This window comes from Dendronalium phyllosphericum CENA369 (genome assembly GCF_016056275.1).
Classification (GTDB): Bacteria; Cyanobacteriota; Cyanobacteriia; order Cyanobacteriales; family Nostocaceae; genus Dendronalium; species Dendronalium phyllosphericum.
On sequence record NZ_JAECZA010000289.1, the window covers coordinates 185,324 to 210,696 of the forward strand.

Consider the following 25,373-nt stretch of genomic DNA (forward strand, 5'->3'; position numbering starts at 1 on the left):
GATAACTCACTTTAATCTTAGGTTATGGAGTTAGAGTTACTATTTTTTGTTCATCAAGTTTTTTATTCGCGAAATTTGAGAATCTTCCGTATTTGTAATAAGCTGCACAAGCACCTTCGGAAGATACCATACAAGTACCAATAGGTGTTTCTGGCGTGCAAGCTGTACCAAATACTTTACATTGCCAAGGTTTTAAAACTCCTTTGAGTATTTCTCCACATTGACAAGCTTTATGGTCGGCAACTTTAAGATTGGGAATGGTAAATTTTAGTTCAGCGTCAAATTGTGCATACTCAGGATGAATTTTTAAGCCGGAATAAGGTATGTCACCTAAGCCGCGCCACTCAAAATTTTCTCGCACAATAAAAACTTTATTTATGGCATCTAGTGCCACTTGATTACCAGCTTTTTGTACTAGTCGGTTATATTGATTTTCGACTTCACAACGATTTTCTACTAGCTGCTGTAATAGCATCCAAATTGATTGAAGAATATCTAAAGGTTCAAAACCGGAAACGACAATTGGTTTATGATACTGTTGGGAAATAAATTCATAAGGGTCAGTACCAATTACCATGCTGACATGACCAGGCCCGACAAATCCATCTAGTTGCAAATCGGGATTATTTAGTAAAGCTTGGAGGGCAGGAATCACGAGGACGTGATTGCAAAACATACTAAAGTTAGGAATTTTTTCGGCTGCTGCTTGCAGGATGGTGAGGGCGGTGCTAGGGGCTGTGGTTTCAAAGCCTAGGGCGAAGAAGACTATTTCTTTATTGGGGTTGTCTCTAGCAATTTGCAAGCTATCTAGGGGAGAGTAGACCATACGGATATCTGCGCCTTGGGCTTTGGCTTGCAGCAAGCTGGTTTTGGAACCGGGAACGCGCATGGTATCGCCAAAGGTAGCCAGGATGACGTTATGATTTTGGGAGATGGCGATCGCATCATCTAATCTCCCTTTTGGCATGACGCATACCGGACAACCAGGCCCGTGAATTAGTTCGATGGCTTTGGGTAGAATTTCTTCGATGCCGTATTTAAAAATAGAGTGAGTGTGTCCGCCGCATACTTCCATGATTTTGATGGGTTTTTCTAGCTGCTGGCTTAATTTTGTGATTTCGCGGCGTAAGGCTTCAGCTTTTTCAGGTTCTCGGAATTCGTCTACGTATTTCATAGGATGTGGGGAATAATAGGTTTTGTATATTAGTAATTTGTTTTTTAACGAACTGCAAAGAACACAAAGAACGCAAAGGAAGAAAAAAAGAAGAGTTTTAATTAATAATTGCCGCTAGTTCCTGCAATAGTTTTAATGTTTCTGCGGCTTCTTGTTCGTTAATTCGATTCATGGCGAAGCCGACATGAACTAATACCCAATCTCCAATACAGGCTTCAGGTGGATGTTGTTCGTCAACGATGCAGGCAATATTTACTTGGCGTTTGACACCAGCAATATTAACGATGGCTAATTTATGATTAGTATTAGTTATTTCAATAATTTGACCGGGAATTCCTAAGCACATTTTTTTGTCCTTTTTGAGGAGATACGAACCACAGAGGTGCAGAGAACACAGAGAGAATATAGCAATACTATTTGATTTGTGAAAAAGAACCCACAAAGTAGAGGTTTTTTACAACTCATTTAGGACTGCTCAATTAATTATTAGTTATTAATTAATTGAGCGGCTGTAATAAGTGCTTGACCTAAAGATAAGCCGCCGTCATTGGTAGGAACTAAGCTATGTGTAAGTACGTTAATTTCCAATGATTGTAAGTCCTTAGTAACCTTTTCTAATAAAATACGATTTTGGAATACTCCCCCTGTAAGTACAACTCGATCGATTAGATGTTCTTGGCGAACGAGGTTAACCATTTCGACAATGATATTTACTAAACTTTTGTGAAATTTTGCAGCTATCGTTTTCTGTGGAATCTGCTGCTGTAAGTCATTTAACAAGGCTTGCCACATTGGGGCTGGCTCTATACAGTAAATGTTATCTAAAAAGACCACATCAAAATGATAATTATTAGTTTCTTCATAATTATTTAAGCTATTAATATCAATTAAAGATTCCATTTCTATAGCAGCTTGTCCTTCATAGCTACATTCTTCGGGAAAAATACCAATAGCTGCCGCTACTGCATCGAATAACCGTCCTACAGATGAAGCTGATGGGGAGTTAATTTGTTTTTCAATAATTTGATTGAGAAGTTTTAGCGGTTTTTGTTTTAAAAATTTGACAATTCCTAACTCAGTATATTGTCGTTGACAAGTATCCCAAAGTTGAGCAGCTAATAAGTGAGCGTAAGTATTCCGCCAAGGCTGATAAATTGCTTGTTCGCCACCAATCATTGCTATCGGTTTAAATGTTGCTAGTCGCTGGAATTGGCGGTAATCTGCTAACAAAAATTCTCCACCCCATAGTGTGCCATCTTCTCCGTAGCCTAAGCCATCTAAAGCGATACCTAAAATCGGTGGCGAATTTAAAGGTATACTATTTTCTGCCATACAAGCAGCAATATGGGCATGGTGATGCTGAATAAAATAGAGTTTAGTTTGATTGACACAGGCTAGTTCTTTGCCGAGTTTACTTGAAAGATATTCTGGGTGTTTGTCAATGGCGATCGCTTCTGGTTTATGCTCAAATAAGTTTAAGTATAAATTCAGCATTTTTTGATAAGCATTAAAAGCCGCAGCATTTTGTAAATCTCCTAAATGCTGAGATACAATTGCTTCTTTTTCCCGCAATAAGCAAAAGGTATTTTTTAACTCGCTACCCATCGCTAAAATTTGTGGAACTCTGTCAAATCCTGGTGGTAAATTAATAGTTGCAGGTGCATATCCTCTAGCACGACGAATTGTTTGTACTTTCTCGCTGACGACTCGCACGACAGAATCATCTACTCTGTTGACAATCTCCCGATTATGAAAGAGAAAATAATCAGCTATTTTGTTTAGTTTTTCACGCGCTTCATCATTGTCAATACACTGCGGTTCATCAGCAAGATTGCCACTTGTTAAAACAATCGGACAATTCATCCGTTTGAGAATTAAATGATGTAAGGGCGTATAAGGTAGCATGAAACCAAGGCTATTTTGCCTAGGTGCAACTGATGATGCAATTGAGTGCTGAATGAGCAGTTCTTGCTTTATTTCTATTACTTTCTTTTGTAGCAGTACAATAGGTGCGGCAGGACTTGTTAATAACTCTTTTTCCTTAGCATTGACGGTGCAATATTCTTCAATTATTGATATATCTCGCGCCATCAAAGCAAAAGGTTTATGATAGCGCTTTTTGCGTTGACGCAGTTTTTCTACAGCTATTTCTTGTGTAGCATCGCAAGCTAGATGAATTCCACCTAACCCTTTAATTGCGACAATCTCACCTTTTTGTAATAGAGTGCAAACGGCATCAACATCATCCATCATTGAGAACATGGACGCGGTGACAGGTTTACCATCAGCACGTTCTAACCAAGCTTTGGGGCCACAGATGTGGCAAGCTACAGGTTGGGCATGAAAGCGGCGGTTTTCAACATCGCGGTATTCCTTTGCACATTCCGGACACATAGCAAACACAGACATACTGGTATTATGTCTGTCGTAGGGAATGGCATGAATAATACTTAGACGAGGGCCGCAATGAGTACAGTTGGTAAAGGGATAACGGTAAAAGCGACTAAAGGGGTCAAATATTTCTTGTAAACATTGCGGACAAGTAGCAGCATCGGGAACAATTTCTGTTTTGATGATATTACTAACACTACTAGAAATCACAAAATCATCAAAGTCAAATTCTCCTTCATAACTAGTTCGTGATAGTTCTTGGATTTTTGCCAGCGGTGGAGATTCTTGCTGTAGTTTGGCAACAAATTCTGTTAAATTTTCCTCACTACCAGATACTCGAATTAAAACACCTTGCCCATCATTACAAACATCTCCTCGTAACTTAAAAGCTTTAGCAAGACGATACACAGTAGGGCGAAATCCTACCCCCTGAACAGTACCGCGAACTCTAATTTCTTCAATCCTCATAAGCACCTAGACTACTCTTATTTTCTCTCTGTCTTCATGCCTCGTGCTTAATTTTGCTTAAAATGCCACAGCAAAATTCGATTATTTCCAGAATCAGCTATTACAGCAGTATTACCACAGATTTTTATGCCATAACACCAATTTAAACTATCTCGCTTTGGCAATCCGAAATTGCGATTTTCACCTTTACTTTGAAAATCTTTTTGTCCCGCGATCGCATCTGCCACGACACCCTGTAATGATGTTATTAATTCTGGCTTTCTCCATCCTAACAACCGAGAATTAGCAGTATCCGCAACTATCAACCAATCATCAGCAACCCCCACACCATAAGGCATACTCAAACTACTAGCGCTAGGAAAATAAACTCCTTGATTCATTTCCACAGCATCAAAGTTTTTTTGTCCTAACACTACCGTACAAGGGGTATTATTTTCTATTGGCATCTCCTGCCAAATCATCACGCGATGATTACCTGCATCAGTGACAACTAAATTTTCTCCCCAAAAGGCTATATCGTGACACCAACGCATACTCGCCGCAGTTGGAGAATTACCACCGTTTTCATTACGAGATATCATATCTGGTTGCCCCAGAACTAAATCGGCAGGCTGACCATTTTCTATTGGTAACTGATGCCATATTAATACCCGTCGATTACCTGTATCAGCAACAAATAGCCGTCCTTGATGATAGAAAACACCATAGGGCCAGTGCATTGTATTGGCAGCTACTTGACTTCCTCGGTTTGGTTCATTCTCAGTAAAGTTAGCTTGTCCTAATACTAAATCTGCTGGCACATTACTATCTTGCGGTAATGTTTTCCAAATCAAAACTCGATGATTCCAAGCATCAGCTACTGCTAATCCTTCCCCACAAGCACAAATCCCAGTTGGTACGCTGAGAGTTGTTCTTCCCACTTTACCTTTAGCATTTTGTCCCTCGCGATCGAAGTCTGGTTGTCCAATTATCCAATCAGCGCTTTGACTATCTTTAGTAGGTAAATTTCGCCATCCTAATAATCGATGATGTCCTGTATCTGATATCCACAATTGTCTATTTGATAACAAACAAGCCCCACGAGGTCCAAACATTGTTGTAGGACTTGGTGCTATAGGTATAGCTAATGTTTCTGGTTCCAAAATATTGCCTAAAATTACCTCTGCACCTTGAGGTGATAGAGGTAATTTTTGAAGATTTGTTATTGCTTCTGATGGCAATTGTGGTGTGGGATTAGTCACAATACGATATACATAAGTAGCAGATAAACTTAAGAATTATTTAAAATCATCTTTGGATCTGTACAAAAACTTTATCACCTTTAATTTGTACTGGATATGACTGCAAAGGAACCTCAGCAGCAGTTAGACATTCACCTGTTTCTAAATTGTACTGAAATCCGTGGGATGGACAGGTAATAATACCATTTTCCACTCTACCCGTATCTAGAGGAGATGCTAGGTGAGTACAAGCATTAGGGTAACAAGTGATATTTACACCTTGACGATATAAAATCAGTGAGTGACCAGCGACTTTTACTGCAAATACATTAGACTCTAGAAGTTGCTCAATATTTGCTATCTTTACCCAAGTAGAAGTTACCTTGGGAGAAAATGGACTGATTAAATTAGAATTTGTATTGCTAGCAACAGGAGTTTCATTAACAGCAATTACTTTGGTAATTTCCGGGCAATGATTTTTTATTGCCTGTTCTACACCCTGAGATAAAGTCAAAGTTGAAGCTGGGCAAGTGCTGCAAGTTCCGATTAATTTAACTTCTACTGTATCTGGTGGTTTAAAAGCTACTAGTTCTATATCGCCACTATGGCTTTTTAAGCCTGGGCGAACTTCCTCAAGGGCTGTCTGAATGCGTTCTAAAATCGTGGGTTTGACTAGTTCGTGATAATGCAAGACTGCGTACACGACTTCATCAGCAACAGCAAGACGCAAAGCTGACATTGATTCTTGCTTGAGGTTTTTAATCAACCGTGTCAAAGCTTCTTTATGTAAAGCTTCAATTGCTCCTTTTAGCCCTACTGCTACACACCTTTGGCTTTCATCCCACTCGGATATAATTGCCTCAAAACGATTAATTTCTTGAATTAATTCTGCGAGGTTAGTCATTAGTAAGTTGTCAGTGGTTAGTGGTCAATGGTCAGTGGCAACTAATAACTAACAATTCATTTCATTTTGAAATCTTTGAGGAGAAATGGCATAATTATGCCTGTGATTAAACTAGATAATGTTATTGGTAAGCAAAAGGGAATGTTAGCTTGAGCTAGTAGCAAGAGTAATAGCAAGCCGAGACTAATACCAATCGTGGTTTGTCTAATGAAATATATGGGGTCGCGTAGTAGCTTGCCTTGAAAAAATAACTTGGCAGAAAACCACCCGATTTCTAACATTTTACCTCCTAAAAGTTTGTCAATAAAGTTAGTATAGCTAGCCCTAATAGTATGACTGGAATTGCACCAGCAGGAGCAAAGAAAGCACCAAGCATTGCTGAGAAAGAATAACCTATATCTTTCCCGGCTAATATCATGCCGCCAATAGCACCACCAATCATCGATACAACTGTTGCTAGGATTAACCACAGTAATCCTGTTACTATGTTCAAGTCTCCAGCCGCCATATTTGTGAAAAAATCAGTCATATTAGGATTACTCAAAATATCTCTCATGTATTGTTATCCTCATTATTAGAGTTAGAAATTAAATTTATAGGGTTTATTTCTGTTTCCACCTCTTGCAAAGCTTGAGCTACTACTTCTGATTGTTCTAATTGTTGATGTTGGGTGAATATTTGCCAAGCTTGTTGATAGTAGTTGCGTGCTTGTAAAAGATTTTGCAAATTACCAGCTTCTGGTTTTTCTGGATTATCGGGTAAGTTAAATAAGGCGTTGGCTTTGTTAGAAATTGTGTTGGCGTACTCTAGAGGTGTGTCTTTGGAATTACGTACTTTTAACGCTTCGTTATAAGCTGCGATCGCCCGCAAATTATTTTCCACAGGATGGGAACTTACTAAATATTGCAAAGCGTTACCCAAATTGTTTTGCAACATCGCATATTCTCTAGGATGATCGATCAAATTAATATGCTTCAGTGCGACTTCAAATGACTGTACTGCTAACCCCTGACGTAAATATTCCCGTTCCGATGCCATCGGCATAGAAAGGTAAGCGATCGCAATATTGTTATACAAAATCGCATACTCCTGCGGATAATCTTCCCAAGTAAACACCTGCAACGCCTGATGATAAGCTTGGATGCTATCAGCTATCCGTGCCAAATTGAATGGCGCAAGCGACTGCAACACCAATCCATAATTCATTTGTGCTTCTGCCACTTCTTCAGGTAAGGCTAATTGTTGTAAAATTGGCAGCGCTTCTTCATAACCTACTTTCGCTTGCTGTAGCAGTTCAGTCCCTACATCCGGAATTGTCCGTAACGTTCCTGCCATCCCCAGCTGGGCGCGGGCTTTTAATAGGGGATACTCCTCACCACACATTTCATACGCCCGGTAATACAGAGAAACTGCATTCCGCAAGTCTTGGGCAGTTTTAGGCTTTTTTTGAAAGCCTTGTGCCATCTCAATCAGCATCTGGATTTTTTCCTCTGCTGTTGCTGACTCAGATGCCACAGCTGCGATCGCTGCTTTTACCGCTGAATCTGTAATGCTAGGGTTCATAACTGCCGTACTCTAGCCAATTGGGAATTGAAGCTGTCAACGCCCGCTAAAGATATAAACACGCGATCGCGTCTAATCAGGGGCCATACCGATTTACGCAAGCTTTGAGTCTCTTTGGCAAAATTCCCCTTTTTTGCCTGAGACTAAGGCTAAGGATTAGGATTTGGTAAAAAGGACACGGGATGCAAAGACACGGAGAAAATTTTCTCACCGCGTCACAGCGTCTCACTATCTCCGCATCCTTTTTCCACGCCTAATACCCATTCCTTAAAATATAAAACACTCTATTTTGAAAATTCTAGGGGGAAATTGCTAATATTAATGTCAGCTTTAAACACCTGATATTTTTTAAATTCTTTTTGTATCATCAATTAACATAATCAAAATATTATTTTTCGTGCAATATTTCAAAGAGTCGCCACGCGATCGCCGAAGTGTAAAATATGTTCGTTAACTGTAAAATTAGCTCTCTTGAAAACAGATAGTATCTTTTATCGCATATTCCAAAGTATCCCCGGCACTTTCTTTGAACTAATTAACCAACCACCGCAACTAGCTAGTGCTTACCAGTTTTCTTCAGTCGAAGTCAAACAACTGGCGTTTAGAATCGATGGTGTCTTCCTACCAAATGCCACAGAGTTACCTATCTATTTTGCCGAAGTCCAATTTCAACCAGATAAAAAATTATACTCGCGTTTGTTTGCAGAAATCTTTAATTATCTCGACAAAACCGAATTAACTAATAATTGGCGTGGTGTTGTCATCTTCCCGAACCGCAACGTTGATACTGGAGATACCGAAAGATATACAGAATTACTCAATTCGCAACGACTAACTCGCGTTTATCTTGAGGAATTAAGCTCAATAGAGGCATCATCAATCGGCATAGAGACAGTTAAACTCATCGTCGAACCCGAATCAACTGCAACAATTAAGGCTATAGAGATAGTAAACAATGCTCGACAGCAATTTGCAAATGTCGCTCAACAGAGAGAAATTATACAATTAATAGAGACGATATTAATCTACAAGTTGCCGCGATTGAGCCGAGAGGAGATGCAACAAATGTTTGGATTAAATGAATTAAGGCAAACTAGATTTTACCAAGATGTTTTTGAAGAAGGTAAACAAGAAGGCAAGTTAGAAGGTAAACAAGAAGGCAAGTTAGAAGGTAAACAAGAAGGCAAGTTGGAAGCGATACCCCAGTTATTAGCGTTGGGGTTGAGTATTGAGCAGATAGCTCAAGCTTTAGGTTTGGACGAACAAATTGTTAGGCAAGCTGCACAACCGAAATCCTAAAATAATAGGGTGCGCGAAGGATTAACAATGGTTTAATAGATAAGGCGATCGCAAACTCCTGACCGAGGGCGATCGCCTTTCTCGTATCTTTATTTAAAGTAAAATTTTATACTTATAAATAGCTAACTCAAAAATTCTTATTAAGAATTACAGAGTTTTAATAGCACTCAATTAATACCAACTCTCTATGAAGATCAACCTCACATTTTGGCACTTAAATTAGTAATTGTGCTTAAAATTTCAGTGTTTATAATTCAAACAAAAATCACGTTTACAGGATTTTTGATATATTTATAATTTTTGATTTGTTAAATATATTACAATTTTTACTAAAATAAAATTTTAATTTTTTTAGTTGTAGTTAATCATTAATTCTTTTTTAATGAAAGAGAAATAAATTAAAAAAATATCTTAGTCTTAATAAATAACTATTGATAAACAGGTGAGATTCGACAAGTATTATCACCTAGCTAATGCATTGTAACCAATAGAAAAACGCATAGCTAATGACAAACTTACTATGGCTGCAAGGTGGTGCTTGTTCGGGCAACACTATGTCATTTCTCAATGCTGAAGAACCGACAGTCTGCGATTTGATTGCTGACTTTGGCATCAAGGTATTGTGGCATCCCTCTTTGGGATTGGAATTAGGCGATAACTTACAAACACTGCTACGAGATTGTATTTCTGGCACAATTCCCCTAGACATCCTGGTATTTGAAGGTAGCGTTGTCAACGCCCCTAACGGCACAGGCGAATGGAATCGGTTTGCCGATCGCCCGATGAAAGATTGGTTAACTGACCTTGCCAAAGCTGCTAAATTTATCGTTGCTGTAGGCGACTGTGCCACCTGGGGAGGAATTCCGGCAATGTCACCCAACCCCAGCGAATCGGAAGGATTGCAATTTCTCAGGCGACAAGAAGGCGGCTTTTTAGGGAAAGATTTCGTTTCCCAAGCGGGATTACCTGTGATTAATATACCTGGATGTCCTGCCCATCCCGATTGGATTACGCAGATATTAGTTGCGATCGCCACCGGACGCATCGCCGACATCGCCCTCGACGAACTACACCGTCCGCAAACCTTCTTCAACACCTACACGCAAACAGGTTGTACCCGCAACGTCCACTTTGCCTACAAAGCCTCAACCGCCGAATTTGGTCAGCGTAAAGGCTGCTTATTCTACGACTTGGGTTGTCGCGGCCCCATGACTCATTCTTCTTGCAACCGAATTTTGTGGAACCGCGTTTCCTCCAAAACCCGCGCCGGAATGCCTTGTTTGGGTTGCACAGAACCAGAATTTCCCTTCTTTGACCTCAAACCCGGAACTGTATTTAAAACTCAAACAGTGATGGGCGTTCCCAAAGAATTACCGCCAGGAGTGAAAAAGAAAGACTACGCCTTACTCACAATGGTTGCCAAAGACGCAGCACCAGCATGGGCAGAAGAAGACTTTTTTACAGTTTAGTCAGTAGTCATTAGTCAGTAGCAACTGACCACTGACCACTGACAACTAACAACTAACAACTAACAAATATGACAATTCAAACATTAGATATATCGCCCGTAGGTAGAGTCGAAGGCGATTTAGATGTCCGTGTCGAAATTGAAGATAGACGGGTAGTCAACGCTTGGACACATGCCGAACTGTTTCGCGGATTTGAAGTTATTCTGCGCGGCAAAGATCCCCAAGCCGGATTAATTGTTACACCTCGGATTTGCGGTATTTGCGGCGGTTCTCACCTAACTTGTGCATCGTGGGCATTAGATACCGCTTGGGGTACAGAAGTTCCTCGCAATGCAATTTTGGCGAGAAATTTAGGTCAAATTGTGGAAACAATCCAAAGTATACCCCGGTACTTTTATGGTTTGTTTGCTATTGATTTAACCAATAAAAATTACCGTAGCAGTCGCTTTTACGAAGAAGCTGTTAGACGCTTTGCCGCCTTCACTGGCAAGTCTTACGAATTGGGCATAACAATTTCTGCTAAACCTGTAGAAATTTATGCGCTGTTAGGCGGTCAATGGCCGCATTCGAGTTACATGGTTCCCGGCGGTGTCATGTGCGCCCCTACCTTAACAGATATTACCCGTGCTTGGGCGATTCTAGAATACTTCCGCACCAATTGGTTAGAACCAGTATGGTTAGGTTGTTCTTTAGAACGCTACGAAGAAATCCAAACATACGATGACTTCATGGACTGGCTAGATGAAGACCGAAATCATCGCGAGTCAGACTTGGGTTTTTACTGGCGCATGGGTTTAGATATCGGTCTAGATAGATATGGCGCTGGTGTTGGTAAATATGTCACTTGGGGATATTTAGCCCATGAGGATAAATACCAAAAGCCCACCATCGACGGACGAAACGCCGCCACGATTATGAAAAGTGGAGTATATGACAGCTTCACTGACACTCACACCTTAATGGATCAGAGTTTTACCCGCGAGAATACAACTCACTCTTGGTACGAGGAAGGCACAGCAGATATTCATCCTAGCGATCGCAACACCAAACCCACCCCAAATAATACCAAAGACTTTGACAATGCCTATTCTTGGGCGAGTGCAGTCCTGCACAAAGACTTTGGGCGTTTAGAAGCAGGCCCCTTAGCACGCCAATTAGTTGCTGGTGGTAAACATGGCGAATCTTGGCAACACTACGACGGGTTTATTCTTGATGTCTTCAAGCAGATGCGCGGCCCTAACATTCACGTGCGTCAACTTGCACGACTTCACGAAATTGTCAAGTTATATCGCCAAGCCGAACACTGTTTGCGCGAGTTCAAATTAAACGATCCCTGGTATATCAAACCCACAGAAAAAGATGGCAAGGGTTGGGGTGCAACCGAAGCAGCGCGGGGTTCTCTGTGTCACTGGGTAGAGATAGAGGGCGGTAAGATTAAGAATTACCAAGTGATTGCTCCCGGTACTTGGAATATCGGCCCCCGTGATGGTGAAGGCATCCGCGGCCCGATTGAAGAAGCTTTAGTAGGCACACCCATCGACGATCCTACCGACCCTGTAGAAGTTGGTCATGTGGCGCGATCGTTTGATTCCTGCTTGGTGTGTACAGTTCACGCCCACGATGCGAAGACTGGTGAAGAATTGGCACGTTTTCGCACTGCCTAAAGGATGCTAGTTACTAATAACTAATGGCTAATTGCGATCCAATTAGCCATTTAATTTGTTACAGCCCAGCGTGGAGTGGCAACTACAGTTATGTGCTTGGTTACAATACCTGTAGAAGTTAAAAGTTGATAGTTGAGCCATGACTGAGTTAAAGGTCAATATTAGTGAAACTGCCCACGAAACTCTATTAAAAATTGCAGAAACTTCTGGTGAAACAATTCAGACGGTTTTAGATAAGGCTATCGAAAATTATCGTCGGTATATTTTTTTATTACAAGCTAACGAAGCATTTGCAGCTTTGAGACAAAATGAGCCACTTTGGCAAGAGGAACTTGCAGAGCGACAAGCATGGGAGCGAACAATAGCTGATGGAGTTGAAGATTAGTGGCACAAATTGCCAGAGGAGAGGTGTGGTTAGTTGACTTAAATCCTGTAAGAGGGCATGAACAAGCTGGAAAACGTCCATGTCTGGTCATCTCTGTGGACTTGTTTAATCAAAGTGCATCTGGCTTAGTTGTTGTCTTGCCAATTACTTCAAAAGAAAAAGGGATTCCTTTTCATGTAGAACTAAACCCTCCAGAAGGAGGATTGAAGGTAAGAAGCTTTGTCAAGTGCGAAGATGTGAGATCGATTTCTGTAGAGCGTTTGGAAAAGCTTTGGGGAACGGTATCTCCAGAAATAATGGTAGCGGTGGAAGACAGAATAAAAATTTTGATGGGGCTGTAATAAGCATAAGCCAATAGATAAGCTTGCCAGTTGTTGTATGGTTCAGTAAATAAAAACCATCGCTAGTAAAAACTTTTGCTTACAAAGTTTGTCACTTCTCAGGCGAAATACGATCGCCAGTTTTAGGGTCGAACACAAACAACTGATGCAAATCCAGTTGTAGAGAAATGCGATCGCCCGGATGCAGACGCACATCTCCACCTACTTGTATATTTAACAACTCCGTCGAACCAGGCAACCCAGCACGAATCAAGGTTTCCCTTCCCAACGGTTCTACCACTTTCACCTCAACTACTAAGAGTGCTGAGTGCTGAGTGCTGAGTGCTGAGGGTTGAGTGCTGAGTGCTGAGTCAGTGTTAATTATGATATGTTCTGGTCTAATTCCCAAATCAAAACTTTGTCCTTGCCGCAGGTGCAACTTCTCTCGCAAAGACGCTGGAATTGCTAATAACTGCCCACTAACATCAAAACCATCATTTTTATAAATTGCAGGTAAAATATTCATCGGTGGACTGCCTAAAAAAGTCGCCACCATTTGATTAGCAGGACTAGCATAAATGCTTTGCGGGTCGCCGATTTGTTGAATTCTGCCGCGATTTAGCACCACAATCTTATCAGCCAAAGTCATCGCTTCAACTTGATCGTGGGTGACGTAGACAGTTGTAATTCCCAATTTTTGATGTAGCTGTTTTAATTCTGCCCTTGTATCATCTCGGAGTTGGGCATCCAAATTAGACAAAGGTTCATCTAGTAAAAACACTTGTGGTTCGCGGGCGATCGCTCTTCCTAATGCGACCCTTTGTTGCTGTCCTCCAGAAAGTTGTTTGGGTTTGCGATCTAGCAGGTGTTCCAAAGATAGCGATCGCGCTACATTTACTACTCGTTCTTGAACAATTCTTTGGTCAACTTTCCGCATCTGCAACCCAAAGGCAATATTTTGCGCCACTGTCATATGCGGATAAAGGGCGTAGTTTTGGAACACCATTGCTACATCCCTCTGCCTTGCTGGGACATTATTCATCAACTCATCGCCAATAAAGAGTTTGCCAGATGTGGCAGTTTCTAAACCGGCGATCGTTCGTAAAATCGTGGATTTACCACAGCCTGACGGCCCGACTAAAACCCAAAACTCTCCATCAGGAATTTCAAAGGTAATGTCCTCGATCGCGGTGACATTGTTAAACCGACGTTTAATATCTTCAAGACGAACTTTTGCCATTATTCAATTTGAGATTTGAGATTGTGGGTTTGGGATTGATAGGGATTCCCTAACTTTCTTATTCCAGCAATGCTATAAACTCCTCCCTTGTAAGTTCAGCATCGCGTAGTATCTTGCGTAGCAATCCTCTACTAATAGTTTTACCAGGATGAACAGGAATAGTTACTAAACGTCCATTCTCACTTTCCATTTGCACATGGCTACCTTTTTGCCGTCTCACTTGAAATTCTATTTTTTTCAAGGGTGCTAATAACTTTTGTACCTGTCAAACTTGGTAGCTTTGGCATTAAATAACGACCTTTTGAATACCTACAAATTCTGGTATTATTTCATCGTTTTCTGCCTCCAGACAAAGTTCAATGACTTCTTTAATATTCACCATTAATTCATCAATTGTTTTTCCTTGGCTATAACAGGCTTTAAGTTGAGGAACTTCTCCAACATAATAACCATCTTCATTTCGTTCAATGATGACGTAGAATTCTCGCTCTCCAGCGTTAGTCATAATTTATCTCTTGGTAGTCTCACAGTCATGTTTAAGGATTTTTCGACCAAGCAGGGTGAGAAAATAATGAGGAAATCACTCGCACTCCCCGCAGTTGATTGGATAGGGGTAAGTGACCTTTAGGTGCACTCAAATCCCAGATAAACTCATTAGGATACCTCGTCCAGTTATTGCCTTTTTTCCAGCTAATTTTCGGCCAGAAATTATCCCAGTTTTTTCCTAAACTTAACCAGATTTCTCGCTGTACTGAAAAGCCAAACTTACCCTCGGAGTGAACCACCCACAAGTTATTAATGGTTTGCAAATCAACAGCCGGGAAATTTTCGACCTCAGTAAAATACAACCATTTTCTTTGTACAGCCGTTGGCCCTGCTAGTTCGCACATTTTTTGGATAGTCATGCGATCGGCTGCTTGGAAGTCTTGGACAGCAAGTAGCTGTTGCAAAGGATTGTAATTAATCCCGCACTCTGATTTTAGAGGTACAATTCCCTCAGGAAAACTGGAAAATAGAAATTCTTTGGCTTGAGGTGCGTCAGAATTGTAAAGGACTTGGTAGACTTTGCCATCGACCCAAGTTGCTGGGTTCTCACGTCGTTTCAATAAAAATTCCATCAACACGTCTAATCCTTCATTACCCAAGTCAGCTAACTGTGGGATGATTTGTTGTTGGACTTGAAAAGACCCAGCGATTAACTGGAGGCGGAGAGAGTCGATGTCATTAGCAGGGCCTGATAAAATCATTGGGTCTGTCATGCCATTACTCGCGTTAGGGAAGCGTGAAAAAGCGATCGGCTATCGGGCGTTCTTCAAAGCAAAACACTGATAGCGAAAAGTAGTTTACTATTTTTGATCGTACAAAATTGCGATGCCTTCACTGAATCCCATAATTTAGCCTCAAATAATGTACAAGGAGAATAGGGGGAAAATCTGCCCTGGGGACTGGCGATTGGGGACTGGGGACTGGGGACTAGGAAAGAGTTTTCCTAATACCCAATCCCCAGTACCTAATACCCAATCCCCAGTACCTAATACCCAATACCTAATCTCAACGGCATATCGTTCAGGAGTATGTGAAGAATGTACGACAAGATTATCCCCCCCACAACCGGAGCAAAAATCACCTTTAAAAATGGCGAACCGATTGTGCCAGACAATCCAATTATCCCCTTTATTCGCGGCGATGGTACGGGTATAGATATCTGGCCTGCGGCCCAAAAAGTATTGGATGCTGCGGTAGCAAAGGCATACAAGGGCCAGCGTCAAATTAGTTGGTTCAAGGTTTATGCTGGTGACGAAGCATGTGATTTATACGGTACTTATCAATATTTACCCGAAGATACTCTGACGGCGATTCAAGAATATGGTGTAGCAATTAAAGGCCCTTTAACTACTCCAGTTGGGGGCGGTATTCGTTCTTTAAATGTGGCACTGCGGCAAATTTTTGACCTATATGCTTGTGTGCGTCCTTGCCGCTACTATGCAGGTACACCTTCACCGCACAAAAATCCTGAAAAGCTGGATGTAATTGTTTATCGGGAAAATACGGAAGACATTTATTTAGGTATTGAGTGGCGGCAGGGTAGCGAAATTGGCGATCGCCTCATTTCCATCCTCAATAAAGAACTGATCCCCGCCACCCCAGAACATGGCAAGAAGCAAATCCCCCTTGATGCTGGGATTGGCATTAAACCAATCAGTAAAAAGGGTTCCCAGCGCCTCGTGCGCCGTGCTATCAAACACGCCTTACTCCTGCCTAAACACAAACAACAGGTGACTTTGGTGCATAAAGGCAACATCATGAAGTACACCGAAGGCGCTTTCCGCGATTGGGGTTACGAATTAGCAACTAGCGAGTTTCGTCAAGAAACTGTCACCGAACGAGAATCTTGGATTTTGAGTAACAAGGAGAAAAATCCCGATCTCTCTTTGGAAGACAACGCCCGACAAATCGATCCGGGTTTTGATGCCCTGACTCAAGAGAAACAAGCACAAATTGTCAAGGAAGTTGAAAACGTTCTTAACTCAATTTGGGCAACTCACGGCAATGGTCAATGGAAAGACAAAGTACTAGTGAACGATCGCATTGCTGACAGCATTTTTCAACAAATCCAAACTAGACCGGATGAATATTCGATTTTGGCGACGATGAACTTGAACGGCGATTATTTGTCTGATGCGGCTGCGGCAATCGTGGGTGGTCTGGGAATGGGACCAGGGGCGAATATTGGCGATGCCTGTGCCATATTTGAAGCTACCCACGGCACTGCGCCCAAACACGCTGGCTTAGACCGGATTAATCCTGGTTCGGTGATTTTGTCCGGTGTGATGATGCTGGAGTATCTGGGTTGGCAAGAAGCAGCAGACCTGATTAAGAAAGGTTTAGGGGATGCGATCGCTAGCAGTCAAGTCACCTACGATTTAGCACGATTACTAGAACCACCTGTGGAACCCTTAAAATGTTCTGAATTTGCTGAGGCGATTATTCAGCATTTTGGTAACGGGTAATTTAGTTTAAAAAGTAAAAATTGGGGCAAAGAATTATGAATGCTAAATTTTCGTCATTCATGATTCTTTGCCTCAATTCCTAATTCGTTCAACTTATTACAAAAGTTAGGTAAAAATGTAGATTTTTTACCTTTTTATTGCTATTGATAGGAAGTCCATATATCAAGAAAGCAATTACAACTCTTCAATTGTTACTAAACCGCCTTCGGTAAATTGTATAACAAGTTCATGCTCATCCAGTAACGCTGTACCTAATAGAGGTAGCCGTCCTGTAGCAAGTACACTAACTTCCCGTTCTTGTTCATTCCACAGAATAGTAGCTTGATGTACTGGCAAGATGACATTACTGTTGTCAGCTAAATTTGCATACATCTTATGCAAAAAAGGAAAACCTAACAGAGTTACTGCTGCTGGGGGTAGGCAAAGAAATTCTGTAAAACCTGTATCGATAACAAATTCAATAGTAAAATCTGGTTGATTTGGCAGTCTAAATATTATGTTAACAGTTGCACGTCCATTCTTAACAATGCCAGGAATCACCGATAATCGCGCTCCATTTCACCACTGAAGGAAACAGCCACTTTGTAACCAATGCGAATACCGAAAAGTTGAGCAAAGGGGTGTTTTTTACGTAAATATTTTGCCGATTCTATACCTATTTTGTCAACAGCATACTCGCCTGTTTCTATATCAATGATTACCATCTTACCGATGTTTTCTTCTCGTTCCACTTGTTGACGAATACTATTTTCGTATATCTCTCTAGCACGTCGTCCAACTTCTTCACTGCTTAAAAGTATGGGTTGCATGGTATTGCTCACTTGTTGCTCTTGTATACTGATTATATTATTGGAACTCAGACAAGAAGTAGCCTGAAAAAACCATTTATTCCTCTTCTGTCAGTCTCCGAAAACATTTGCCATTTATGAATTCTAGAGCTTTTGTATATCATGCAGTCGCGCGATTATTTTCTAATAACAAATCCAAGACCAATTTTTTTAATAGTATAGCTTGTATTGATTGCCTCATGAGGCTTAAGCGCGATCGCCCTCCTAGAAAGCGACATAAGAGGGATAATTTGCCTTTAATTCTATTTGATTACAAATCGGTATTATAGCGAACGTAACATTAATTATTGCTATTTGGGCTTAAAAAAACAAGTACTACTAACGTACTCTCTTTCAAAAAATCTTCTAATAATGTCTATCCAAAACTTGATAGTTTAATCTATTTTCAAATTAAATATAATACCAATAATTAAACCAATTATTCCAGCAATCAAATCGGCACAAAAGAAGTAGAAAAACAATTCAAAACTTGCTTGAAAATTATGGGTATATCTGAAATAAAATATTGCCCAAATCGTTCCAATTGTTCCTGAGATCGCTGTTGAAATCGTTACAATTGTTCTGAAAAGTTGATTTTTCATTGATATATGTATAGTATTTTGAGCCATAAAAGTTTCTAGTTAAACACCTAATAGAAAAAACTATAATTCGACAAAAAATAAAAAAATACATAGGAATAGAATTTATAAACACATATTTATCCAGAACGGATTATGAATAAAATCTGATGAAAATCAATCCTCCTAAAACTGCTCCTTCAATAGTGCCTATAATCCAGAAAATTAAAATCCAATAGAACCAGGCGAAGCCATCAGAGCAAATAAAGATATCACCTGGGGCTTCTTTAGATACCCTTGAACCGACTAAATGGCCAATAAAAGCACCAACTATTACACCAAGTAATCCTCCCAAAAGTGAGTAGAAAAACAACTTGAGAGTTACTTGAAGATTTTAGCTAAACAGTAGATAAATTATTGCCCAGAGCATTCCTATGATTGCTGAGATTACTACTGGTATTGTTATATAAAAAATTATCGCTTTCATCACTTTTTCGCGGTCTTATTTGACCAAGCGTGTGACGGTCTACCACTTCTTCTAAGATACAAGAGTGTGTTTTGCTGTAGGTAATGCACCCTACAAAATTAAAGTTAGTCTAGTCCTTAAACTGATAATTTCACAGTTGGAAAGCTATTTTCTAAAAAGTTATTAGCTTGGAGAATTTCATAAAGATTAGTATCTTCTTCTAGCAAGCAGGCGTGTCCGCTATATGGTAATATAATCGTCTTCGCATTAGGTAAAATATCTGCAATTCGCTTCACTTCCGCGACGGAAGGTAAAAGTCGATCGCCAGCACCAGCAATTAACAAAACTGGTTGAGTCAAGCAGCGTAATTGCTCTGAATTAACATCAAACTCCCTTAATAAAGACAACCGCCATATAACTGTTTGGGGTGGTACAGTACGCATTGTTTTGAGTAATTCTTGGCGATCGCTTCTCGACATACGTGCCAAAGATGCTAAAAATGGCAACAATCCTAATGCCCCAAAATCATAAAGGAATTCTGGTAGACAGGAAATCAATTGAGATGCCCAATTTAGCCAAGGTCGCAGATGAAAGGCAGAAGCTGGGTTAATTAGGATAATTCGCTTAAATAACTGTGGCGCTTTGACAGCCACTTTCATCGCCAAACAACCCCCAAAAGACTCACCACATAGGTAAACTGGCCTTTGGGAACTTTTTTCTAATTCGGCGTGGATTAAGTCTAAAACGCTATCTGCCAAAGCATCCCAACTAGTCAAGTCTTTTCTGGGGATCGCTAAACAGCGGACATCGAAGCCAGCTTCTAATCCAGCAGTTTGCGATCGCAACAATTGCCCAGTTCCATCAAGTCCTGGCAAATACACAAACAACGGATACTCTAGTTGTACTCGTTTAGGAGAAAGGAAACAGGGCTTTAACTCAACTTCTAGCATCGTAAAATCTAAATTGAATTTCCTAGTTTTATAGAGTTTTCCTCATCAAAACCCCATACTTACTTTATCAGTTTGTCACGTATGAGTTTGAAGTATGAAAAGTATTTAAAAGTCTGATAAAATCGTAACGGAGAAAATAAAAACATTCTGGATATAATATAGTTAACTGTTGACTGTCAACAGTTTTAACTTAGTCGTTCGAGAAATTTTACCTATAACATCTGATTTTTTCTCCTTGTGACACTTCATCTAATTGTCACATCAACTGATCCAATTTTCTAATAACAACCTTGAGAGAGTAAATGAGCAATTTCACTGTGACAGTGTTCTGTTAGTTCAGCCACAACAGTTTTAGCTTGTTTGCCATGATATGTTTTTTGATGTTGCGGCGTAATCCAATAAGGGCGACCGATTAAGACAGCAACCCGACGATACAAAACTAAGGGATGCCAACCGGCTTGATTAAACAAAGGTTCGGAAGGGTCGAATAAACTCAATAATCGTAAGGGAAAACCATTAGTGTTAACCTCTTCTAAAGAAGCGATCGCGATCGGCAAAATTGCTAAATCTGGCACATCAGCTCGCAATGCTAAATGAGCAAATCCCCGCTGGAATTCGCTCAAATGATTTGGTTGGGTAAATTTCACCATTGGTTTAGTTCCTTCCGGAAAAACTCCCACCATCTGCTTTGAACGTAATAGTACTTGTGACTGCATAAAAAAGCTTTGCTGGCGGTTTTGAGTTTCCTCCAGAGGAAAGCACCCCAATTGTCCCGTAACAAACTCCCGCATCACAGGCACTTGTCCCATATAGTGATGGCAAGCAAAGCGGATTGGACTGGACAGCGCTGCCATTAAAACCAGTGCATCCATAAAGCTGCGGTGATTGCTGACTACTAACAGACTTGTATCTTTGGGAATACGATCCTCGTAATAGCGAAACATGCGCGTCGAAAGTGTCGCCAAGAAAGCTTGGGAAAAATCTAGAGGACTATTTAGACTCATACCTAATCGAGACTTTTTTCCGTTTTGAAAAATATCGTAGTGTATCTTGATTTTAGTTTTACATTTCTTTACTATTATCATGACCGCCTTAAGGTAGAAATGTTTTATTCATATAGACAGTCGAATAATAGTTGAACTATGAGGTTGCTCCACCCATAGACGAATAAGCATATATATGTTGAAAAACCATATTTTTCAAACATCACAAGCAAGACATCAACCGATAAATCTCTACTTCATCGCTTATCCTTGATAATTGAGACTTCTTTGTGTTCCCCATTACAATCTATGCAATAAGAAACATTCAAAATTATTATTAGCAGTTAACTTTCATCTTTTAGGTATAAATTGGCTAGATTCATAATATGACAAAATAACTCTTAACCTGATAAATTTGCTAATATCAAGGTATAATTTGAAAAAATGATAATAATGAGATATAATTACGTGGTTTTGTCCTTAAATGGAAGATTTAAAACGTTTTAATAATTTATTTTTTATACTGCATGAATCTAGTGGATAAAACAGAAAAAACATTTGCACTAACTACACCTTTATATTATGTAAACGACGTTCCTCACGTTGGTAGTGCTTACACAACGATGGCAGCAGACGTTTTGGCGCGGTTTCATAGACTTTTAGGGCGTAGAGTCCTGCTAATTACAGGAACAGACGAACACGGGCAAAAAATTCAGCGTTCGGCAGAGAGTATTGGCAAAGCCCCACAAGAGTTTTGCGATGAAATTGTGCCCAGCTTTATTAGCTTATGGCAGTTATTAAATATTCAATACGATCGCTTCAGTCGCACAACCGCAGTTCGTCATGAAGCGATCGTCAAAGAATTCTTCAAACTAGTCTGGGAAAAAGGGGATATTTACCAAGGACAACAAAAAGGTTGGTACTGCGTATCTTGTGAAGAATTTAAGGAAGAACGAGAACTGTTAGAGGGACATCGCTGCCCCATTCATACTAACAAAGAAGTCGAGTGGCGAGACGAACAAAACTACTTCTTCCGTCTCTCCAAATATCAAGATCAACTGCAAGAGTTTTACCAATCGCATCCAGATTTTATTCAACCAGAAAGTCGTCGCAATGAAGTTTTAAACTTTGTAGAGCAAGGTTTGCAAGACTTTTCCATTTCACGAGTCAATCTAGACTGGGGTTTCCCAGTACTAACTGACCCTAAGCACACCCTTTATGTCTGGTTTGATGCACTGCTAGGTTATATAACAGCGTTACTAGAACCAGACGCAGAACCAACATTAGAAAATGCCTTGGCGACATGGTGGCCGATAAACTTGCACTTAATTGGTAAAGATATTCTGCGTTTCCATGCAGTTTACTGGCCGGCAATGTTATTGTCAGCAGGCTTACCTTTGCCAGAGCGAGTATTTGGACATGGCTTCTTGACCAAAGATGGTCAAAAAATGGGCAAGGCGTTGGGTAACACCCTCGACCCCATAGCCTTAGTTGAGCGCTATGGTAGTGATGCCGTTCGTTATTACTTCCTTAAGGAAATCGAATTTGGCAAGGATGGCGACTTTAATGAAGTTAGATTCATCAACGTTCTGAATGCAGATTTAGCAAATGACTTAGGCAATTTGTTAAATCGCACCTTGAACATGGTGAAAAAATACTGCTCTGGTGGTGCATTGTTGATAGAAAATGAAGCCATTCCTACGGAACATCCTTTAAAAACGATTGGTTTACGTCTAGGGGAACAGGTAAAACAAGCCTATGAAACGCTAGCTTTCAGTCAAGCCTGCGAGCCTATTCTTTTGCTGGTGCAAGCCAGTAATAAGTTTATCGACGACCAAGCTCCTTGGGCGTTATATAAACAAGGACAGCAGCAGGAAGTAGAAAAAGTACTTTACGCAGTTCTAGAATCTGTTAGACTAGCAGCTTATCTTTTGTCCCCAATAATTCCAAATATTAGTAACGATATTTATCGACAGCTGGGCTTTGGAATTAACTTTAACGATCGCATAGAAACTTCAATTTCCGCCCCTTTTAGCAGCCATGCAACATGGGGGGTACTATCCAGTAAACAACAGTTGGGCACGCCCCAACCAATATTTAAGCGAATAGAACCCCTTAAAAACGATTAGTTTTTTTAATCACTACTCAATTTTTGATTTTGTTCAATTTCTTAATTTCTCTTCTCAATAAATTTAACGGAGTTGAAAAATATCAGCCCCGGAAAATTATCATAAGTCCGCATGTAAATTTTGGAAAATAGTATCAAAAATAACAAGGATAATAACCGAGGTATGACATCAATGTTGAATAATTTGGAAAATGATTCGATATTTACGCCAGAACAAGTTTTAGAGAATCGGGGTCGGGTTGCCATATTTATTGATGGCTCAAATCTATTTTATGCTGCCTTGCAATTAGGAATAGAAATAGATTACACAAAGCTGCTATGTCGTTTGACAGGCGGTTCTAGACTATTGCGTGCCTTCTTCTACACAGGAGTAGACAGGACAAACGAGAAACAGCAAGGATTTTTGTTGTGGATGCGTCGCAATGGCTATCGAGTAATTGCTAAAGATTTAGTACAGCTACCAGATGGTTCTAAAAAAGCTAACTTAGATGTAGAAATAGCCGTAGATATGATGGCTTTGGTAGATTCATACGATACCGCAGTTTTAGTCAGCGGTGATGGGGATCTGGCATATGCGGTCAATTCAGTCAGCTATCGCGGCGTGCGGGTAGAAGTAGTCAGTTTGCGCTCAATGACAAGTGATAGCTTAATTAATGTCAGCGATCGCTACATTGATTTAGAAGCTATCAAAGAAGATATTCAAAAAACCCCACGCCAAAGCTATCCATATCGACCCCTATCAGCTATGGGTTTCTTAGAAGACCCACGAGATAGTGACAGCCATCTAGAAATTCAAGATACGTAAGAAAGCAGGGGGAAATAAAACTCTTAACTCTTGTACAAAAGCAATTAATTATTGTAGAGACGCGATGCCAGTCGCGTCTCTACAATAATTAATCAGGAACAAAGCGATAGCAAATAATTCAAAATGAAAGGGGAGAAATTGAAATTCTCCCCTATTTTATAGATACTAACTTCTAAATCTAACTTAATATGAATTGTTATTACTTGCCTTTAACTTTATGCTTGGTAATTGGGTTAAGTGCTTGCGGAAACAAACCTCCCACAGCTTCTAAACCAGATAATTCAGATTCCGGCTCCCAAGAGAGTGGTTTAACTTTTTATGGTGTTGCCTTAGAGCAATTTGATGAAGTAGGACGACCTATCTGGAAAGTCAATGCCAAAAAGGCAAAATACACTAAAGAAAAACAAATTGGCCAGGCGGAAAATCCTTATGGGGAACTATACCAAGATGGTAAAGTAGTTTACCAAATCAAAGCAGAACAGGCAGACATTGAGCAAGATGGCAAACAGCTGTTTCTCAAGGGAAAAATATTTGCTACAGACCCTAAAAATGGTGTTGTTTTGCAAGGCAATGAATTAGAATGGCGACCTAAAGAAGATTTGTTGATTGTTCGCGATCGACTAAATGGCAACCACAAACAATTACAGGCAATGGCGCAGGAAGCGCGAGTGAAAACGCGCGAACAGCGTGTGGAATTTTCTGGAAAAGTGGTAGCAACTTCCAGCGATCCCCAAATGAAAATGCAAACTGAGCATTTGATTTGGCAGATTAAAGACGAAAAATTGATTGGCGATCGCCCCATCCAATTTGAACGTTATAAAAACAATCAAATCACCGATCGCGGTAAGGGTAATTCTGCCGAAGTCAATTTGAAAACTAAAATTGCCAATATTAAAGAAAATGCCCAATTAGACTTACTAGATCCACCAATGCAAATAATTAGTAAGTCTATGATCTGGAATATGAATACAGAAAACATCATTACAAATTCTCCCGTGCGCGTGTTCCAACGCGCTGAAAAGGTGACAGTAACCGCTAATCAAGGAGAAATGAAAATACCACAGAAAATAGTTTATTTAAAAGGTAACGTCAACGCCGTCGGTCAACGTCGCCAGTCTCTCTCATCTCAAACACTCACTTGGTATTTGGACAAGAAATTATTAGAAGGGCAGGGAAATGTAGTTTATCGGCAAGTTGACCCACAATTATATTTTACGGGTGAAACAGCGGTGGGTAATTTGGAAACAGAAGATATTGTTGTTAGAGGTGGCAAATCGAGCGGTAGGGTAGTTACAGAAATTATTCCTCAGACAAAGGTTAATCGTCAGTAGTTAGTGGTTATATCAATTCGTAATTCGTAATTTGTAATTAGGAATCGTCAGATTTCATCTGGTTTTCCAATATTGAATCTATTGCTAGATTTTAGAGAATTGGTATGAATCGTTTAAAAACTAACAACTGACTCTTGTACAGACGCGATAAATCGCGTCTATACGATAAATCTCTTGTGCAGATGCGATTAATCGCG

The 25,373-nt window shown here is 40.2% G+C and carries 26 protein-coding genes; 9 read left to right on the plus strand and 17 right to left on the minus strand.

Features of this window, described 5'->3' with window-relative positions:
- Positions 1–22 precede the first annotated feature (22 nt).
- The 8 genes from hypD to I8752_RS32610 form a co-directional block, all read right to left on the minus strand.
- The gene (hypD, locus tag I8752_RS32575; RefSeq protein WP_214436301.1) at positions 23–1,174 is read right to left on the minus strand and encodes a hydrogenase formation protein HypD; all 1,152 of its coding nucleotides are present in this window, start codon (positions 1,172–1,174) and stop codon (positions 23–25) included.
- Between the two features lie 97 nt (positions 1,175–1,271).
- Positions 1,272–1,520 (minus strand): HypC/HybG/HupF family hydrogenase formation chaperone, encoded by a 249-nt coding sequence (locus I8752_RS32580; RefSeq protein ID WP_214436302.1) that lies wholly within the window; start codon positions 1,518–1,520, stop codon positions 1,272–1,274.
- Positions 1,521–1,660: 140 nt separating this feature from the next.
- Complete coding sequence (gene hypF / locus I8752_RS32585) at positions 1,661–4,033, minus strand: carbamoyltransferase HypF (protein ID WP_214436303.1); 2,373 nt, start codon at positions 4,031–4,033, stop codon at positions 1,661–1,663.
- 47 nt (positions 4,034–4,080) lie between these two features.
- Positions 4,081–5,274 (minus strand): NHL repeat-containing protein, encoded by a 1,194-nt coding sequence (locus I8752_RS32590; protein WP_404827136.1) that lies wholly within the window; start codon positions 5,272–5,274, stop codon positions 4,081–4,083.
- Between the two features lie 46 nt (positions 5,275–5,320).
- On the minus strand, positions 5,321–6,157 hold the full coding sequence (locus I8752_RS32595; protein ID WP_214436304.1) for a NifU family protein: 837 nt from the start codon (positions 6,155–6,157) through the stop codon (positions 5,321–5,323).
- A gap of 56 nt (positions 6,158–6,213) precedes the next feature.
- Positions 6,214–6,438, minus strand: coding sequence for a hypothetical protein (locus tag I8752_RS32600; RefSeq protein WP_214436305.1), 225 nt, complete (start codon positions 6,436–6,438; stop codon positions 6,214–6,216).
- Positions 6,439–6,446: 8 nt separating this feature from the next.
- Positions 6,447–6,713 carry a hypothetical protein gene (locus tag I8752_RS32605; RefSeq protein ID WP_214436306.1) on the minus strand — a complete coding sequence of 89 codons (267 nt, stop codon included), beginning with the start codon at positions 6,711–6,713 and terminating at the stop codon, positions 6,447–6,449.
- Entirely contained in the window at positions 6,710–7,720 is a 1,011-nt protein-coding gene (locus I8752_RS32610) for a hypothetical protein (RefSeq protein ID WP_214436307.1), read from the minus strand. Before I8752_RS32610 ends, I8752_RS32605 begins: the two co-directional genes overlap by 4 nt.
- Positions 7,721–8,191: 471 nt before the next feature.
- Here I8752_RS32610 and I8752_RS32615 point away from each other — a divergent pair, with 471 nt between their 5' ends.
- From I8752_RS32615 to I8752_RS32635, 5 genes are all read left to right on the plus strand, one after another.
- Positions 8,192–9,019, plus strand: a complete 828-nt coding sequence (locus I8752_RS32615) for an Rpn family recombination-promoting nuclease/putative transposase (protein ID WP_214436308.1) — start codon at positions 8,192–8,194, stop codon at positions 9,017–9,019.
- Between the two features lie 506 nt (positions 9,020–9,525).
- Positions 9,526–10,488 carry a hydrogenase small subunit gene (locus I8752_RS32620; protein WP_214436309.1) on the plus strand — a complete coding sequence of 321 codons (963 nt, stop codon included), beginning with the start codon at positions 9,526–9,528 and terminating at the stop codon, positions 10,486–10,488.
- Positions 10,489–10,556: 68 nt separating this feature from the next.
- Positions 10,557–12,152, plus strand: a complete 1,596-nt coding sequence (locus I8752_RS32625) for a nickel-dependent hydrogenase large subunit (RefSeq protein WP_214436310.1) — start codon at positions 10,557–10,559, stop codon at positions 12,150–12,152.
- A 139-nt stretch (positions 12,153–12,291) separates the two neighbouring features.
- Positions 12,292–12,537, plus strand: coding sequence for a hypothetical protein (locus I8752_RS32630; protein ID WP_214436311.1), 246 nt, complete (start codon positions 12,292–12,294; stop codon positions 12,535–12,537).
- Entirely contained in the window at positions 12,537–12,878 is a 342-nt protein-coding gene (locus I8752_RS32635) for a type II toxin-antitoxin system PemK/MazF family toxin (RefSeq protein ID WP_214436312.1), read from the plus strand. Before I8752_RS32630 ends, I8752_RS32635 begins: the two co-directional genes overlap by 1 nt.
- A 91-nt stretch (positions 12,879–12,969) precedes the next feature.
- Here the strand turns inward: I8752_RS32635 and I8752_RS32640 are convergent, their stop codons facing one another.
- Genes I8752_RS32640 through I8752_RS32655 form a run of 4 tightly spaced genes read right to left on the minus strand, consistent with a single transcriptional unit; the run spans position 12,970 to position 15,356 of the window.
- Complete coding sequence (locus tag I8752_RS32640; protein ID WP_214436313.1) at positions 12,970–14,097, minus strand: ABC transporter ATP-binding protein; 1,128 nt, start codon at positions 14,095–14,097, stop codon at positions 12,970–12,972.
- A gap of 58 nt (positions 14,098–14,155) precedes the next feature.
- Positions 14,156–14,338 carry a type II toxin-antitoxin system HicA family toxin gene (locus I8752_RS32645; RefSeq protein ID WP_225896043.1) on the minus strand — a complete coding sequence of 61 codons (183 nt, stop codon included), beginning with the start codon at positions 14,336–14,338 and terminating at the stop codon, positions 14,156–14,158.
- A gap of 45 nt (positions 14,339–14,383) precedes the next feature.
- Positions 14,384–14,602, minus strand: a complete 219-nt coding sequence (locus I8752_RS32650; RefSeq protein ID WP_214436314.1) for a type II toxin-antitoxin system HicB family antitoxin — start codon at positions 14,600–14,602, stop codon at positions 14,384–14,386.
- Positions 14,603–14,633: 31 nt separating this feature from the next.
- On the minus strand, positions 14,634–15,356 hold the full coding sequence (locus I8752_RS32655; RefSeq protein WP_214436315.1) for a GUN4 domain-containing protein: 723 nt from the start codon (positions 15,354–15,356) through the stop codon (positions 14,634–14,636).
- A gap of 324 nt (positions 15,357–15,680) precedes the next feature.
- Between I8752_RS32655 and I8752_RS32660 the strand changes: the two genes are divergently transcribed.
- A complete protein-coding gene (locus I8752_RS32660) occupies positions 15,681–17,108 on the plus strand; it encodes an NADP-dependent isocitrate dehydrogenase (RefSeq protein WP_214436316.1) in 1,428 nt (475 codons plus the stop codon).
- 174 nt (positions 17,109–17,282) lie between these two features.
- Here I8752_RS32660 and I8752_RS32665 read toward each other — a convergent pair whose 3' ends face one another.
- The 5 genes from I8752_RS32665 to I8752_RS32685 all read right to left on the minus strand — a co-directional run bounded on the left by I8752_RS32665 (position 17,283) and on the right by I8752_RS32685 (position 20,933).
- Positions 17,283–17,648, minus strand: coding sequence for a clan AA aspartic protease (locus I8752_RS32665; RefSeq protein WP_214436317.1), 366 nt, complete (start codon positions 17,646–17,648; stop codon positions 17,283–17,285).
- Positions 17,645–17,917, minus strand: a complete 273-nt coding sequence (locus tag I8752_RS32670) for a hypothetical protein (RefSeq protein ID WP_214436318.1) — start codon at positions 17,915–17,917, stop codon at positions 17,645–17,647. The genes I8752_RS32665 and I8752_RS32670 overlap by 4 nt, the downstream gene beginning before the upstream one ends.
- 413 nt (positions 17,918–18,330) lie before the next feature.
- Positions 18,331–18,564: a hypothetical protein gene (locus I8752_RS32675; protein ID WP_214436319.1), complete on the minus strand. Its 234-nt coding sequence runs from the start codon at positions 18,562–18,564 to the stop codon at positions 18,331–18,333.
- A gap of 552 nt (positions 18,565–19,116) precedes the next feature.
- Positions 19,117–19,929: an alpha/beta fold hydrolase gene (locus I8752_RS32680; protein ID WP_214436320.1), complete on the minus strand. Its 813-nt coding sequence runs from the start codon at positions 19,927–19,929 to the stop codon at positions 19,117–19,119.
- Positions 19,930–20,207: 278 nt separating this feature from the next.
- Complete coding sequence (locus tag I8752_RS32685) at positions 20,208–20,933, minus strand: lysophospholipid acyltransferase family protein (RefSeq protein ID WP_214436321.1); 726 nt, start codon at positions 20,931–20,933, stop codon at positions 20,208–20,210.
- Positions 20,934–21,439: 506 nt separating this feature from the next.
- On the opposite strand from I8752_RS32685, the gene metG reads away from it, so the two are divergent.
- From metG to lptC, 3 genes are all read left to right on the plus strand, one after another.
- Positions 21,440–23,041: a methionine--tRNA ligase gene (gene metG, locus I8752_RS32690; protein WP_214436322.1), complete on the plus strand. Its 1,602-nt coding sequence runs from the start codon at positions 21,440–21,442 to the stop codon at positions 23,039–23,041.
- A gap of 171 nt (positions 23,042–23,212) precedes the next feature.
- Complete coding sequence (locus I8752_RS32695; protein ID WP_214436323.1) at positions 23,213–23,845, plus strand: LabA-like NYN domain-containing protein; 633 nt, start codon at positions 23,213–23,215, stop codon at positions 23,843–23,845.
- Between the two features lie 188 nt (positions 23,846–24,033).
- Positions 24,034–25,176: an LPS export ABC transporter periplasmic protein LptC gene (gene lptC / locus I8752_RS32700; RefSeq protein ID WP_214436324.1), complete on the plus strand. Its 1,143-nt coding sequence runs from the start codon at positions 24,034–24,036 to the stop codon at positions 25,174–25,176.
- Positions 25,177–25,373 lie beyond the last annotated feature (197 nt).